Genomic DNA, 13,225 nt, shown 5'->3' on the forward strand with positions numbered 1-13,225 from the left:
GGTCATGGCGGTCATCCGAAGCGGGCGGCGAGCCGCCGGTACAGTCCGGGCGCGGCACCGCGCACCCGGGCGGGCAGCCGTAGCCACCCGGGGACGTACACCTCGTCCCGGCCGTGCAGGACGGCGGCGCAGACCGCGTCCGCGACGCGTTCGACGGGTACGGGACGTGGCCAGGCGCGTGTGTAGGGGGTGCCGCGCCGGTCGAAGAAGGGCGTGTCGACCACGCCGGGGATGACGTGGCTGACGCCCACTCCGGTGCCGCGCAGCTCGTAGCGCAGGCAGTCGGCGAAGGTGGCCAGGGCGGCCTTCGCCGCGGAGTAGACGGCCTCGCCGCGCACGCCCACGCTGCCGGCGAGGGATCCGATGAGCACGATGCGTCCGGAGCCGGCGGCGACCATGTGCGGCAGCACGGCCCGCACCAGGTGCACCGTGGCCAGCAGGTCGACGTCCACGACCTCGTCGATCGTCGCGGCGGGCATGCCGGTGAAGTCCCCGGCCCAGCCCACGCCGGCGCCCGCCACCAGCAGGTCGAGCCGGCCGAGGTGGTCCAGGGCGAGGGCGGTGAGCCGGCGGTCGGCGCCGGGACAGGTCAGGTCGGCGGGGAGCGGGACCGCTCCGGCCTGGGCGGCCACCTGCTCCAGTCGGGTGACATCCCGCCCGTTCAGCGCCAGCCGCCAGCCGCCCTCGGCGGCCAGCCGGCGGGCCACGGCCGCGCCGATACCGGAGGAGGCACCCGTCACCAGGGCGGTACCGCCCCGGCCGGGGCGCGGGGCGGTGGCCGCCGTGCCGGCCGGGGCCGGGAGCGGCCGGGTGTCGTTCGACGGACCTGGCGGGGACGGGGCATGGGACATGGTGACGACCTCACTGCGACGGCGTGCACGGGCTCGCGAATGCCGGGGCCGAACCTTCGCGGTGTATCCAGGGCGCCACAGACCGAAACGCCGCGCACGGCGGAGGGGCCCGCGATAAAGAAACGTTGCCGTTTCGCTCGCGGTGGCCTAGGCTCGATGTGTACGAAACAGTTTCGTTTACGAGCTGTTTGCCTTCCCGCTTCCCCGGAGTGGTTCCGCATGCCCGAGAAGACCCTGGCCGAAGGCTCCCGCACCGGAGCGGGGGCGATAGAGCGCGCCGAGGCCTCGCCCAAGAGGTGGTGGATCCTGGCGGTCATCGCCATCGCCCAGCTGATGGTGGTCCTGGACGCCACGATCGTGAACATCGCCCTGCCGTCCGCCCAGACCGACCTCGGCTTCTCCGACGGCAACCGGCAGTGGATCGTGACGGCGTACGCCCTCGCCTTCGCCTCCCTGCTGCTGCTCGGCGGCCGGATCGCCGACCTGTTCGGCCGCAAGCCCGCCTTCCTCGTCGGCGTCGTCGGCTTCGCCGCGGCCTCCGCCCTGGGCGGCGCCGCGAACGGCTTCACCATGCTGGTCGTCGCCCGCGCCCTGCAGGGTGCCTTCGGCGCGCTCCTCGCCCCGGCCGCGCTGTCGCTGCTGAACACCACGTTCACCGACGCCCGGGAGCGGGCGCGGGCGTTCAGCGTGTACGGCGCGATCGCCGGCGCCGGCGGCGCGGTCGGCCTGCTGCTCGGCGGTGTGCTCACCGACGCGCTGGACTGGCGCTGGACCCTGTACGTCAACGTGGCCATCGCGGTCGTCGCCTTCGCGGGCGGCTGGCTGCTGCTGGGCAACCACCGCGACGCGGCGAACGCCAAGCTCGACGTGCCGGGCACGGTGCTGGTGGCCGCCGGTCTGTTCGGCCTGGTCTACGGCTTCTCCAACGCCGAGACGCACGACTGGGACTCCCCGCCGACCTGGGGCTTCCTGCTCGCGGGCGGTCTGCTGCTGGCGGCCTTCGCCTGGTGGCAGACCCGCGCGGCGCACCCGCTGCTGCCGATGCGCATCCTGCTCGACCGGGACCGCGCGGCCTCCTTCCTGGCGGTGCTGATCACCGGCGCGGGCATGTTCGGCGTGTTCCTCTTCCTGACCTACTACCTCCAGCTCAACCTCGGCTTCAGCCCCACGAAGACCGGTGCGGCGTTCCTGCCGATGGTCGGCGCGCTGATGGTGACCGCCCAGGCCGGCACGACGATGCTGCTGCCCCGGCTCGGCCCGAAAGCGGTCATCCCGCTGGGCTTCGCGATCGCCACGGCCGGCATGGCCTGGCTGACCGGCATCGGCCTCGGCTCCGGCTACCTCGGCGCGGTGCTGCCGCAGCTGGTCGTGATCGGTGTGGGCCTCGGCCTGGTCATGCCGCCGGCGATGCAGCTGGCCACCGGCGGGGTCGCGGCCGAGGACGCCGGCGTGGCCTCCGCGACCGTCAACGCGATGCAGCAGGTCGGCGGTTCGATCGGCACGGCGCTGCTGAACACCCTCGCGTCGAGCGCCGCCACCGCGTACCTGTCCGGCCGGGACGCCACCAGCAAGCTGGTGCGGGCGCAGGCCACGATCGAGAGCTACACCACCGCGTTCTGGTGGTCGGCGGCCCTCTTCGGCGCGGGCGCGGTCATCGCGCTCCTCACCTACCGGCGCGGAGTGCCCCGCCAGGACGCGGGCGCAGCGCCCGTCGTCCACATGTGACCGCCACGGGTCCACCGGACCGAGGGGCCGCCGTCCGCAGGGGGACGGCGGCCCCTCACCCGTCCGGCGGGGCGCTTGAGACCACGCCCGTGGGTAACTCGCAGGGGAGATCACCACCACGGCGGAAGGAGACCTCATGCCGGGCGGAAACGACCACGAGGACCGGCCGGCGTCGGCCCTGGAGGAGGTGCTCCGGGAGGTCGAGGAGGCCGAGAAACGCGACGAGGAGAAGGCCGCCGCGGCCGCGGCCGGCGACGACGACGACACGAACGGCACCGACGACCGCGCGGACGAGGCCGGCACCGCCAGCACCCCGGACACCGGGGCCCAGGAACAGGCGAAGGACGACTGAGGCCAGCCGGGCGACGGGGGCGGGGACGACACGCGCGCAGCCGGGGAGCGGCCCGGGGAAGTCCGGCGACGGCACCGACGAACACCGAGACGCTCGTGGGAGACCAACGCCGACACCGACAAGCACCGAGACGCTCGCGGAAGGCCGGTGCCGACACCGACGAACACCAAGACGCTCTCCGAAGGCCGGCGCCGACACGTGCGCCGCCGGAGACCGCTCGGGCGACGCCAGGGGCGCCATCGGCTCGGACGGAGGCGTGCCGTTGATCACCCGTGCTTTCCCGCGGGCCGGGTACCCGAGCCTCATGAACCACGACCCGCGAGGACCCCTGCTGCCCGCGCCCCGCGGCCCGCTCTCCGCCGCGGTCGCCGCGTATCTGCGCGGCACGGCCCCCCTCCCCCGCCCCGCGGACGCTAAGGCCGCGGACCCGTACGGCGACGACCTCCAGCTCGCCCTGTACCTCTGCTACGAGCTGCACTACCGCGGCTTCGCCGGGGTCCCGCCGGACGCCGAGTGGGACCCGGAGCTGCTGCGCGTCCGCGCGGGGCTGGAGCGGCGCTTCGGGTCCGCGCTGCGCGCCGACGCCCCGGTCCACGACAGCCTGGACGAGGCGCTCGCCGCCCTCCTGGTCGAGCCGGCCGAGGGCACGGGCGTCACCCACTTCCTGTGCGCGGAGGGCGAGCTGTGGCAGCTGCGGGAGTACGCGGCGCTGCGCTCGCTGTACCACCTGAAGGAGGCCGACCCGCACGCCTGGGTGCTGCCGCGGCTGTGGGGCCGGGCCAAGGCGGCGATGGCGGCGGTGGAGTACGACGAGTTCGGAGGGGGCCGGGCCGAGCGGGTGCACGCGCGCCTGTTCGCCGACCTGATGACGGACCTGGGCCTGGACACCGCGTACGGCCGCCATGTGGACGCGGCCCCGGCCGAGATGCTCGCCGTGGTCAACCTGATGTCCCTGTTCGGCCTGCACCGCGACCTGCGCGGCGCGCTGGTGGGCCACTTCGCCGACGTGGAGATCACCTCCTCCCCCGGCTCCCGCCGGCTGGCCGAGGCGATGCGCCGCACCGGCGCCGGGCCGGCCGCGGAGTTCTTCTACGACGAGCACGTGGAGGCGGACGCGGTGCACGAGCAGGTCGTCCGGCACGAGGTGATCGGCGGACTGCTCGCCGAGGAGCCGGAGCTGGCACCGGACATCGCCTTCGGGATCGACGCGACCGAGTACCTGGAGGAGCGCCTGGCCCGGCGGCTGCTCGCCCGCTGGCGTGCGGGACGGTCGTCCCTGCGGGCTCCCCTGGAACAGGAGATGTCTCATACATCCTGATGGCGCGGGTAACCGCACGGTGTGATCACTGTGATGCTTCCGGGTGTGTACGCCCCGCAGGACGACACCGAGCTGCTGGCCGAGACCCTCCAGGAGGTGGCCCCGCCGCCCGGTACGCGTGTGCTGGACGTGGGCACCGGAAGCGGTGCGCTCGCCCTGCAGGCGGCCCGGCGGGGCGCCGAGGTGACCGCGGTGGACGTGTCCCGGCGGGCGGTGTGGACGGCCCGGCTGAACGCCTGGCTGAGCCGGCTGCCGGTGCGGATCCGGCGCGGCAACCTGTTCGCGCCGGTGCGGGGCCGGACGTACGACCTCATCCTGGTGAACCCGCCCTATGTGCCGGCGCCCGACACCGGGCGCGGGCCGCACGGCCGGTCCCTCGCCTGGGACGCGGGGCGCGACGGGCGGCTGCTGCTGGACCCGATCTGCCGGGACGCGCCGGCGCTGCTGAGCCCCGGGGGCACACTGCTGATCGTGCACTCGGCGCTGAGCGGTCCGGGCCGCACCCTGGAGCTGCTGCGGGCGGCGGGGCTGAAGGCCGCCGTGGTCCGGCGCCGCTGGATCCCCTTCGGACCGGTGCTGCGCTCCCGGGCGGACTGGCTGCGCCGGCGCGGGCTGCTCGCGCCGGCCGACGACAGGGAGGAACTGGTGGTGATCCGTGCCGAACGACCCTGCTGACCGCGCGGCGGACGCCCCCGCCGGCCCGGCGCCGGACGCCGCGGCCGGGCGGGCCGCCCGCCGGATCACCGTGCAACGGCACGGGCCCCTCCTGGTGGAAGGGCCCGTGGAGATCGAACTGGAGGACGGGAGCACGGTTTCCTCGGACCGGTTCCGCGTCGCTCTCTGTACCTGCCGGCGCAGTCGCCGCTACCCCTGGTGCGACACGAGTCACCGGCGCAAGGCCTGAACACCCCGTTGAAACAGATTGTTTTTCGCCGCTCCCCGGAAGGCCCCCCACGGACCTGCCGGGGAGCGGCTGTGTGACCGGGTCCGGCGGGCGGCCCCACTCCGCCCGCCGGTCCCGGTACGAGATCGCAGGTTCCCCGCTCCAGGGGCCGCACTCCCCAGTTGCGGGCCTGATCCGGCGTCCACGGGGACGTCTGCGATCCCGGTCCTAGAACGCGAACAGGGTGCCGCCGACGGCGTCCCTCATGCACGCGTTGCCGAAAGTGCGCTCGTAGGAGAGGCGCTTGCCCTGCCAGACGCCCTGGACGGTGACGACGACGGGGTCGTAGACCTTGGTGCACATCACGTCGCCGGAGGGCTTCAGGGCGTCGAGTTCGCCGCCGATGCCGCGCAGTTCGGCGCAGGCCTGCGCCGCTGCCGGGTGGGTGCCCGAGGCCGTGGGGGCGCAGTTCAGGGTGACGGCGCGCTCCGGTGTGGCCGTGGCCGCGTCGTTGCCGTGGCCGGTGGTGAGCACCAGCGCCGAGGGGGCGTACAGCGACGACGGGGCGGCGCCCGGTGCAGCGACGGCGGCCCCGGTCAGGGGTCCGCAGACGGCGGCGGCCGTGAGGCCGAGGGCCGCTGCCCAGCGCGCGGTGTTCCGCATTGTGTGCATCCTTCCGCTCGAACAGACGAGTTGCCGGCTCCGGTCCGGTCGGGCGCCGGAGCGGCGTGCGCCACTCTGCCGAGTCCACCGCCGAAACTCACATCGAACCCATGGGTTTCAGTAACCTTTCGTGTTGAATCAGTGGCGTGAAGTCACGGAGTTCGAACGCCGTGACCCCGGAACAGAGCCGTTCCGCCGCTCCGGAAGCTGCCAGCTGGCTGAAAATCAGCTGTTCGTTAATCGTCCTGAAACATTCCGGCTCCGCCCGCGAAAAGTCCCTTCATGACTCCTTGTGTTCATGAAGTGATCACCAGGAGCGGGTGCCTCCGCCACTCCGGCCCCGCGCCGACCCCGCGCCGGCCCTGCCGCTACTGACTTACCGGTCGGTATGGTCGGGTGCGCACGCGGCCGACGACGCTCGGGAGGGACCGATGGCACAGCACTGGGCGGACTTCCAGTACGAGATCTATCTGAACGGGATGTCCGGGGCGGTGCCCCGGCTCCCCACCGATCTGACCCGGCTGGAGGAACTGGCCGGGCACCGGCTGGGCCCGGGCCCGATCGGCTATGTGGCGGGCAGCGCGGGCGACGGCAGCACGGCCCGCGCCAACCGGGCGGCGCTCGCCCGGCGCCGGATCGTGCCGCGCATGCTGCGGGACGTGCAGACGCGCGAGCTCACGACGGAGGTGCTCGGGCGGACCCTGCCGGCGCCGCTCGCCCTGGCCCCGGTCGGCGTGCTGTCGATCATGCACCCGGACGCCGAGTCCGCCGCCGCCCGGGCCGCCGCCGCGCGGGGCGTGCCGTACATCCTGTCGTCGGCGTCGAGCACCCCGCTGGAGCGGGTGGCGGAGGCGATGGGGGACGCCGAGCGGTGGTTCCAGCTGTACTGGGGCAAGGACCGCGAGGTGACCCGGAGCTTCCTCGCCCGGGCCAGGGCGGCCGGTTTCTCGGTGCTCGTGGTCACCCTGGACACCCCGCTGCTGGCCTGGCGGCCCCGCGACCTGGACCAGGCGTACCTGCCGTTCCTGCACGGCGTGGGCACCGCGAACTACTTCACCGACCCCGCGTTCCAGGCGGGCCTCGCCAAGCCGGTGGACGAGGACCCGAACGCGGCGGTGCTGCACTTCCTCGGTCTGTTCGGCGACGCCGGGCACACCTGGCCGGACCTGGCCTTCCTGCGCGAGCACTGGGACGGTCCGATCGTCCTCAAGGGCGTACTGCACCCGGACGACGCCCGGCTCGCCGCCGACGCCGGAATGGACGGCGTGGTGGTCTCCAACCACGGCGGCCGTCAGGTGGCCGGCTCCGTCGCCGCGGCCGACGCCCTCCCCCGCGTCGCGGACGCGGTCGGCGACCGCCTCACCGTGCTGTTCGACAGCGGGGTCCGCACCGGCGCCGACGTCTTCAAGGCCCTCGCCCTCGGCGCCCGCGCGGTCCTGCTGGGCCGCCCGTACGTCTACGGCCTCGGTCTGGACGGCGAGGCCGGCGTGGACCACGTCATCCGCTGCCTCCTGGCGGAGTTCGACCTCACGCTGGCCCTGTCGGGTCACGCGAGCCCGGGTACGGTGACACGGTCGGACCTGGAGACCGACGGCACGCCCACCCCCTGAGGGGCGAGCCGCCGGAGGCCTACGCCGCTGTCCACCTCTGGCCGGCCGACCCGTCCCGGACCTTGGCCACGAGGTCGGCGCCGGCCCCGTCACCGCCGGCGGCGAGCGCCAGGGTCCGGTCCCACCGCGGCACCAACTCGCCCCGCGGAGTGAGGTCGTAGCGCACATCGTCCCCCCGCGCCGACCCGGTGTCGGCGCAGTCGCCGAGCACCACCACACCGGCGTCGGCATGCGAGTCCAGGCACAGACCGACGCCGGCGGCACTGCGCAGCAGCCCGTCGGTCTCGTACGTCCACCGCTGCGTGGCCGCGCCGGAGCACACGGCGAGGACGGCGCTCGCCCCGGCCTCCGGCGGGCCCTTGACGTCCAGGCACAGCCCGGCGGCGTTGCGCAGCGGGCCCGGGCGTCCGGCGGCGGGCAGGCCCGGGGTGCTCGACGGGGTCGACGCGCCGGGGACGGCGCCGGTGGAGACGACCGGTTCGGTGCCGTCGCCGCCGTCCGGCCACGCGCTGATCGCCAGGACCGTCGCGAGCAGACCGGCCGAGGCCACGCCGACGCCGGTCAGCAGTGTCCGGGACGACCAGGCGGTGCCGGGCGGCCGGCGCGCGGACACCCCGGCGAGGAACCGGGCCGGCAGCCCGGATCCGCCCACACCGGCGCGGCGCCGCCCGCCGCCGCGCCGGCGCCCGCCGGAGCGGCGCGAGCCGGAGCGGTGGGGGCCGGGGCTGCGGCCGGGACGTGAGTCGAGGTAGCGGCGGGCACCCCAGCCGAGCACGGCCTCGGCGAGCAGCACGCCCAGGGCGGCGTCGGTCTGGCCGAGTTGCTCGGCCGCGTGCCGGCAGAAGGCGCAGCCGGCCAGATGCTCCTGGACGTCGGGCAGCAGCGCGCCGCCCCGGCGGATCGGGACGTCGAGCAGGCGGTTGTAGTAGCGGCACTCCTTGCCGGGCGCGAGTTCCCGGTGGGCGCGCACCAGGCCCTCGCGGAATTTCTCCCGGGCCTGTTCGAGCGCGGCGGTGGCGCTCTGGAGGTCCATGCCGAGCAGTCCGGCGGGCACCTCCGGCGGCTCGGCCTCGACCTCGGTGTGCCACAGCAGTGCCTGTTCCAGCCGGGAAAGGGCGTGGAACGCGCGGTCGGAGAGGGCGCGGTTCTCGGGTGTCAGCGGCTGCGCGGTACGCATTCCGCGGGCCCCGGCGGGTTTTCCGAGTCCGGGCAGTACGGCGGTGATCCGGTCGGTACCGGACCAGTTCACGACCGTGTCCCGGACGGCCACCAGCAGGCGTGGCCGCAGCGCGTCGGCGGGTTCGCCGAGCGCCAGCCTGCCGAGGACCTGGTGGAAGGCGGTGGCGGTGACCATGTGGGCGAGGGGGCCGGAAGCGGCCAGGCAGATGACCGCGTACTCCTGGGCCGGCTGCCAGTGCCGGGCCATCAGGAGGGCCGCCGACCGGGAGGCCTCGGCGTCGGAGCCGGCCCGCAGCGGACCGGCGAGGAACTCGTCGGATTCCCCGGGTTCGGCGCCGGACGGCGGATAGGGAGGACGAGGGGGGTGGGGGGTGAGCACGGAGCGGATTCCTTTGGCGCGTGGTGCGAGCGGAAATTCACCGCGTTTGAACCCTTGCACACCTGCCACAGGAGCAACAAGGCGCGCGAAAGACTTCGGCCGGATTGAAAGAAAGTCAGAAAGTCGCCCGATGACAGGGATTGGCGAAAAGCGGACCGATTCCGCATGCGCCCCGTGTGAAGTGTGCGCACACACCGGCGGGGCGCGCACGCTCCCGGAGCGGGCGGCCAGGTAGTGGACTGGGAGCCGGTCCTCCCCCGATGGCCCCGTCCCGGCCGGCGGTCCCGGCGGCTTCCCCCCGCCGGCCGGCACGGGGCCGGCCGCCCGGCGCCCGGTCAGATCTGCCAGGAACGGAGCCGGTCGGCGGCGCCGTACACGTCGGTCTTGCCGGAGATCAGGTCGCGGGCCAGGTCGACGAGGGCGCCGTAGGGCGGGTCGATGCCGGCACCGCTGACGAACATGTAGGCCACGGCGGTCGCGCAGGCGAAGCGGGCGTTGGCCGCGGGCAGCGGCTTGAGCACGGCGAGGGTGTGCAGCAGCGCGGCGGCGCGCCAGGCCGCGTCGGAGTCCACGCCGAGCCGGGGCGGGTCCACCCGGTGCCGGGCGACGGCGGCGACCAGCGCGGAGAAGTCGTCCACGGCGGGCTGGTCGGGCAGGACCTCCTCGTGCCGCTGGAGCAGCCACGGGACGTCGATATGGATGACGGAGGGCATCACTCAGGCGGCCTCGCCCTTGCCGGGACGCTCGTCGTCGGGGAAGGCCGCCGCGAATTCCTCGGCGTGGCCGGCGAAGAAGCGGCGGAACGCCTCGGCGCCCTCCTGCAGGGCCCGGTGCCGGGCGATGTCGGCGGCGGCGGCCTCACGCACGAGGGCCTTCATCGACGTACCGCGCTCCTTGGCGATCTGCCGCAGGTCCTCTAGTTCCCGTTCGCTGAACTCCACGTTGAGAGCTGGCATGCCCCACACGGTACCGCGCGGGTACTCACGCGTAAATATCCGCAGGTCAGCAGGTACTCGCTGCGGTACCAGCTCATATGTCCAGCCGGCTGATCCGCACCGCTCCCTCCACCTGTCCCGGGTGCGCGCCGGTGAGGGTCAGGCGGAGCCGGGAGCCGCGGGCCGGGGCGAAGGTGATGACCGTCGGGGTGTCGGAGGCGGTGGCCCACTCCACCTGCGCGCCGGTCACCGGGACGTAGGCGTGCCCGTCCCAGACCGCCACCTCGGCCCGCGCGGGCAGGGTGTGGCCCGCGTCGACCGTGAAGGAGACCGCGACCCGGTCGAAGGTCCGGGTGCGTCCGAAGTCGACCGACACCCAGTCCTCGCTCCGGGCTCCGTCGAACGCGGGGAGCAGTGCGGTCGCCGACTTGGTGAACGCGTTGGACCAGCCGGTGGCGGGGTCGCCGTCCAGCATGGCGGCGGGCAGGGTGTCCGGGCGGCCGGAGTAACTGGCGTCGGCGTACGGGTGGGCGGGCGGCGTCGGACGGTCGGGCCGGAGGGCGGCGGGTTCGGTGGTCGCGGCCGAGCGGGCCGGGGTGGCCGTCAGGCGGACCGTGTCCGGGCGCAGGCCGTCCACCCGGGCGGTGAGCTTCAGCGTGCCGGGCCGCGGGCCGGACCGGACGATGGCGAGGGCCTTGCCGTGGAAGGCGGTGCGGGTGCTCGCCTGGTAGCGCTCGGCGCTCTCCTGGCGGCCGTTGTCGACGCCGGCCAGGGAGCCGCCGGTGACGTCGAAGGCGATGAGGTGTCCGGCGTCGGGCACGACCACGCCGTGCGCGTCGACGATCTCGGCGGTGACGAAGGCGAGCGAACGGCCGTCGGCGGCGAGGGACTCGCGGTCGGCGGTGAGGCGTACGGCGTGCGGGGCGCCGGCGGTGCGCAGCACGTCGGTGGCCACGACCTTGCCGTCCCGCCGGGCCACCGCCTTCAACTCACCGGGCCGGTACGGCACTTTCCAGGTCAGGTGGAGCTTGCCGGCGCTGCCGTTGGGGCTGGTGTAGCTGCCGGGGTAGGGGCCGTCGGTGAAGGTCTTGTCGTCGCCGGTGGGCTCGGTGGTCTCCAGGTAGGTGCGGCCGTCGGTGGTCTTCTTGACGTCGAACTCCCTTGCCCCGAGGGACTCTCCGTTGAGGAACAGCTCGACGGTGGGGACGTTGGCGTACGCCCAGACCTCGACGGTGTCGCCCTCCTCGTGGTTCCAGGTCATCGGCAGTAGGTGGACCATCGGCTCGGCCGTCCACTGGCTCCTGAAGAGGTGGTACATGTCCTTGGGGAAGCCGGCCGTGTCGACCGCGCCGAAGAAGGACGCCTTCACCGGGAAGACGTCGTACGGCGTCGGCTCGCCGATGTAGTCGATGCCCGACCACAGGAACTGGCCCGCGAACCATGTCCGGTCCCGGTCCTTCTTGTGCCCGTACTCGCCGCTCATCGTCCAGGAGGCGAGGTTGTTGTCGTAGGAGGAGACCTCCCGCCTGCCCGGCGTGTGGTTCTCGCCCGTGTTGAGATGCTCCGGCTCCTGGTACGAGCCCCGGGTCGAGGTCTCCGAGGAGGACTCGGACTCGAAGAGGAACAGGTGCGGGTAGGCCGCGTGCAGGGCGTCCACCGACTTCGCCGTGTTGTAGTTGAGGCCCAGGCCGTCCAGTTTGGCGAGCATCAGGTCGGCCGCCGACCCCCTGGCGGGGACGCGCCGGTATTTGTCGGAGCCGATGACGAGCGGCCGGGTGTCGTCGGCGGCCTTGATCGCGCCGATGATCCGGTCCGCCATGGCGAGCCCCGCGGTGGAGGTGGAGTCGGGGATCTCGTTGCCGATGGACCACAGCACCACGGCGGGCGAGTTGCGGGCGGCGAGGACCATCTCGGTGGCGTCCTTCTCGCACCATTCGTCGAAGAACCGGCCGTAGTCGTATCTGGTCTTGCCGGTGCGCCAGCAGTCGAAGGCCTCCACCATCATCACGATGCCCAGTTCCTCGCAGACCCGGATCATCTCCGGCGAGGGCGGGTTGTGGGAGGTGCGGAAGGCGTTGACGCCCATCGACTTCATGATCCGCATCTGCCGGCGCACGGCGTCGATGCTGATCGCCGCGCCCAGGGCGCCCTGGTCGTGGTGGAGGTCGACGCCCTTGATCTTGGTGTACGCGCCGTTGAGGGAGAAGCCCTCGTCGGGGTCGAAGCGGAAGGTGCGGATGCCGAAGGGGGTGCGGTAGGTGTCGGTGGTGCGGCCCCCGACGCGCAGCTCGGTGTGCAGCGTGTAGCGGTGCTCCGGGGTCGCGAAGTCCCACAGCAGGGGCTTCGGGACGGTGAGTTCATGGGTCTCGGCGGCCTCCTCCGAGACGGCGGCGGTGGTGGCCGCGCGGGCGACCGTCCGGCCGTCGGGTGCGGTGATCCGGGAGCGAATCTCCACGTCCGCACGGGTGCCGGACTCGTTGCGCACGGTCGTCCGGACCCGGACCAGCGCCCGGTCGTCAAAGACCTCCGGGGTGGTGACGTACGTGCCCCAGCGGGCCACGTGCACCGGCTCGGTGATCACCAGGCGGGCCTCGCGGTAGATGCCGCTGCCGGAGTACCAGCGGCTGCTCGGCAGCTGGTTCTGCACCTTGACCGCGAGCACGTTCGGGGTGGTGCCGTCGGTGTGCACGACCTCGGTGAGGTCGAGGGCGAAGCCGGTGTAGCCGTACGGGTGACGGCCGACCTCGGTGCCGTTGCAGGAGACGTACGCGTCCATGTAGACGCCGTCGAACTCCACCGCGATCCGCTTGCCGGCGTACGCCCGCGGAAGGGTGAAGGCGAGCCGGTACCAGCCGAGACCGCCGGGGAAGAATCCGGTGCCGCTGGTGGTGCCGTGCTCGGTCGTGGGGGTCTGCTCGATGCTCCAGTCGTGCGGTACGGCGACCTCGCGCCAGGCCGAGTCGTCGTAGCCGGGGTCGGCGGCCCGCGCATGGGCGCCGGTCGGGTCGGTGAGGCCGCCGGGGTCCACCAGGGCGAAGCGCCAGCCGTCCCGCAGCGGCACGGTGTGGCGCCCCCCGGCGCCGGTCGCCTCGGCGGCGAGGGCGGCCGGGGTCGCGGGAAGGCTCAGGAGCGTTCCGGCCGCGGGCGCCGCCGTGGCTGCGACCAGAACCGATCTGCGCGTGACCGTCATGGGCGGCTCTCCCTCGTCAGGACCCAGAAGTACTCACAACTGATCGTGAACAAACAGATTTTGACGTCCTGCCACACACGATCGTCAAGAGTCCGGACTCCGGTACCGGCCCCGCACCGAAGATCGGCCGGATTTCCCCC

Annotated in this window: 12 protein-coding genes; 6 read left to right on the top strand and 6 right to left on the bottom strand. The window is 73.5% G+C overall.

Annotation, left to right across the window (positions count from 1 at the left end; genetic code table 11):
* Positions 1-11: 11 nt before the first annotated feature.
* Positions 12-851, bottom strand: a complete 840-nt coding sequence (locus tag ACZ4U1_RS04085; RefSeq protein WP_467899296.1) for an SDR family NAD(P)-dependent oxidoreductase — start codon at positions 849-851, stop codon at positions 12-14.
* Positions 852-1,070: 219 nt separating this feature from the next.
* Here ACZ4U1_RS04085 and ACZ4U1_RS04090 point away from each other — a divergent pair, with 219 nt between their 5' ends.
* The 5 genes from ACZ4U1_RS04090 (at position 1,071) to ACZ4U1_RS04110 (ending at position 5,150) form a co-directional block, all read left to right on the top strand.
* Positions 1,071-2,576 carry an MFS transporter gene (locus tag ACZ4U1_RS04090; RefSeq protein WP_467899298.1) on the top strand — a complete coding sequence of 502 codons (1,506 nt, stop codon included), beginning with the start codon at positions 1,071-1,073 and terminating at the stop codon, positions 2,574-2,576.
* Positions 2,577-2,712: 136 nt separating this feature from the next.
* On the top strand, positions 2,713-2,928 hold the full coding sequence (locus tag ACZ4U1_RS04095) for a hypothetical protein (protein ID WP_467899301.1): 216 nt from the start codon (positions 2,713-2,715) through the stop codon (positions 2,926-2,928).
* 304 nt (positions 2,929-3,232) lie between these two features.
* Positions 3,233-4,246, top strand: coding sequence for an iron-containing redox enzyme family protein (locus ACZ4U1_RS04100; protein WP_467899303.1), 1,014 nt, complete (start codon positions 3,233-3,235; stop codon positions 4,244-4,246).
* Between the two features lie 33 nt (positions 4,247-4,279).
* Positions 4,280-4,921 carry a HemK2/MTQ2 family protein methyltransferase gene (locus tag ACZ4U1_RS04105; protein WP_467900082.1) on the top strand — a complete coding sequence of 214 codons (642 nt, stop codon included), beginning with the start codon at positions 4,280-4,282 and terminating at the stop codon, positions 4,919-4,921.
* Positions 4,902-5,150, top strand: coding sequence for a CDGSH iron-sulfur domain-containing protein (locus ACZ4U1_RS04110; protein WP_467899305.1), 249 nt, complete (start codon positions 4,902-4,904; stop codon positions 5,148-5,150). The genes ACZ4U1_RS04105 and ACZ4U1_RS04110 overlap by 20 nt, the downstream gene beginning before the upstream one ends.
* A 207-nt stretch (positions 5,151-5,357) precedes the next feature.
* On the opposite strand, the gene ACZ4U1_RS04115 is transcribed toward ACZ4U1_RS04110, so the two are convergent.
* Positions 5,358-5,792, bottom strand: coding sequence for a protease inhibitor (locus ACZ4U1_RS04115; RefSeq protein WP_467899308.1), 435 nt, complete (start codon positions 5,790-5,792; stop codon positions 5,358-5,360).
* A gap of 431 nt (positions 5,793-6,223) precedes the next feature.
* Between ACZ4U1_RS04115 and ACZ4U1_RS04120 the strand changes: the two genes are divergently transcribed.
* Complete coding sequence (locus ACZ4U1_RS04120) at positions 6,224-7,402, top strand: lactate 2-monooxygenase (protein ID WP_467899310.1); 1,179 nt, start codon at positions 6,224-6,226, stop codon at positions 7,400-7,402.
* 19 nt (positions 7,403-7,421) lie between these two features.
* On the opposite strand, the gene ACZ4U1_RS04125 is transcribed toward ACZ4U1_RS04120, so the two are convergent.
* From ACZ4U1_RS04125 to ACZ4U1_RS04140, 4 genes are all read right to left on the bottom strand, one after another.
* Positions 7,422-8,960 (bottom strand): RICIN domain-containing protein, encoded by a 1,539-nt coding sequence (locus ACZ4U1_RS04125; RefSeq protein ID WP_467899312.1) that lies wholly within the window; start codon positions 8,958-8,960, stop codon positions 7,422-7,424.
* Between the two features lie 335 nt (positions 8,961-9,295).
* Positions 9,296-9,673, bottom strand: coding sequence for a hypothetical protein (locus ACZ4U1_RS04130; RefSeq protein ID WP_030607468.1), 378 nt, complete (start codon positions 9,671-9,673; stop codon positions 9,296-9,298).
* 3 nt (positions 9,674-9,676) lie between these two features.
* The gene (locus tag ACZ4U1_RS04135) at positions 9,677-9,916 is read right to left on the bottom strand and encodes a hypothetical protein (protein WP_356155176.1); all 240 of its coding nucleotides are present in this window, start codon (positions 9,914-9,916) and stop codon (positions 9,677-9,679) included.
* Between the two features lie 73 nt (positions 9,917-9,989).
* Positions 9,990-13,085 carry a glycoside hydrolase family 2 TIM barrel-domain containing protein gene (locus ACZ4U1_RS04140; RefSeq protein ID WP_467899315.1) on the bottom strand — a complete coding sequence of 1,032 codons (3,096 nt, stop codon included), beginning with the start codon at positions 13,083-13,085 and terminating at the stop codon, positions 9,990-9,992.
* Between the last annotated feature and the right edge of the window lie 140 nt (positions 13,086-13,225).

It is taken from the genome of Streptomyces sp. NPDC028928 (assembly GCF_055564915.1).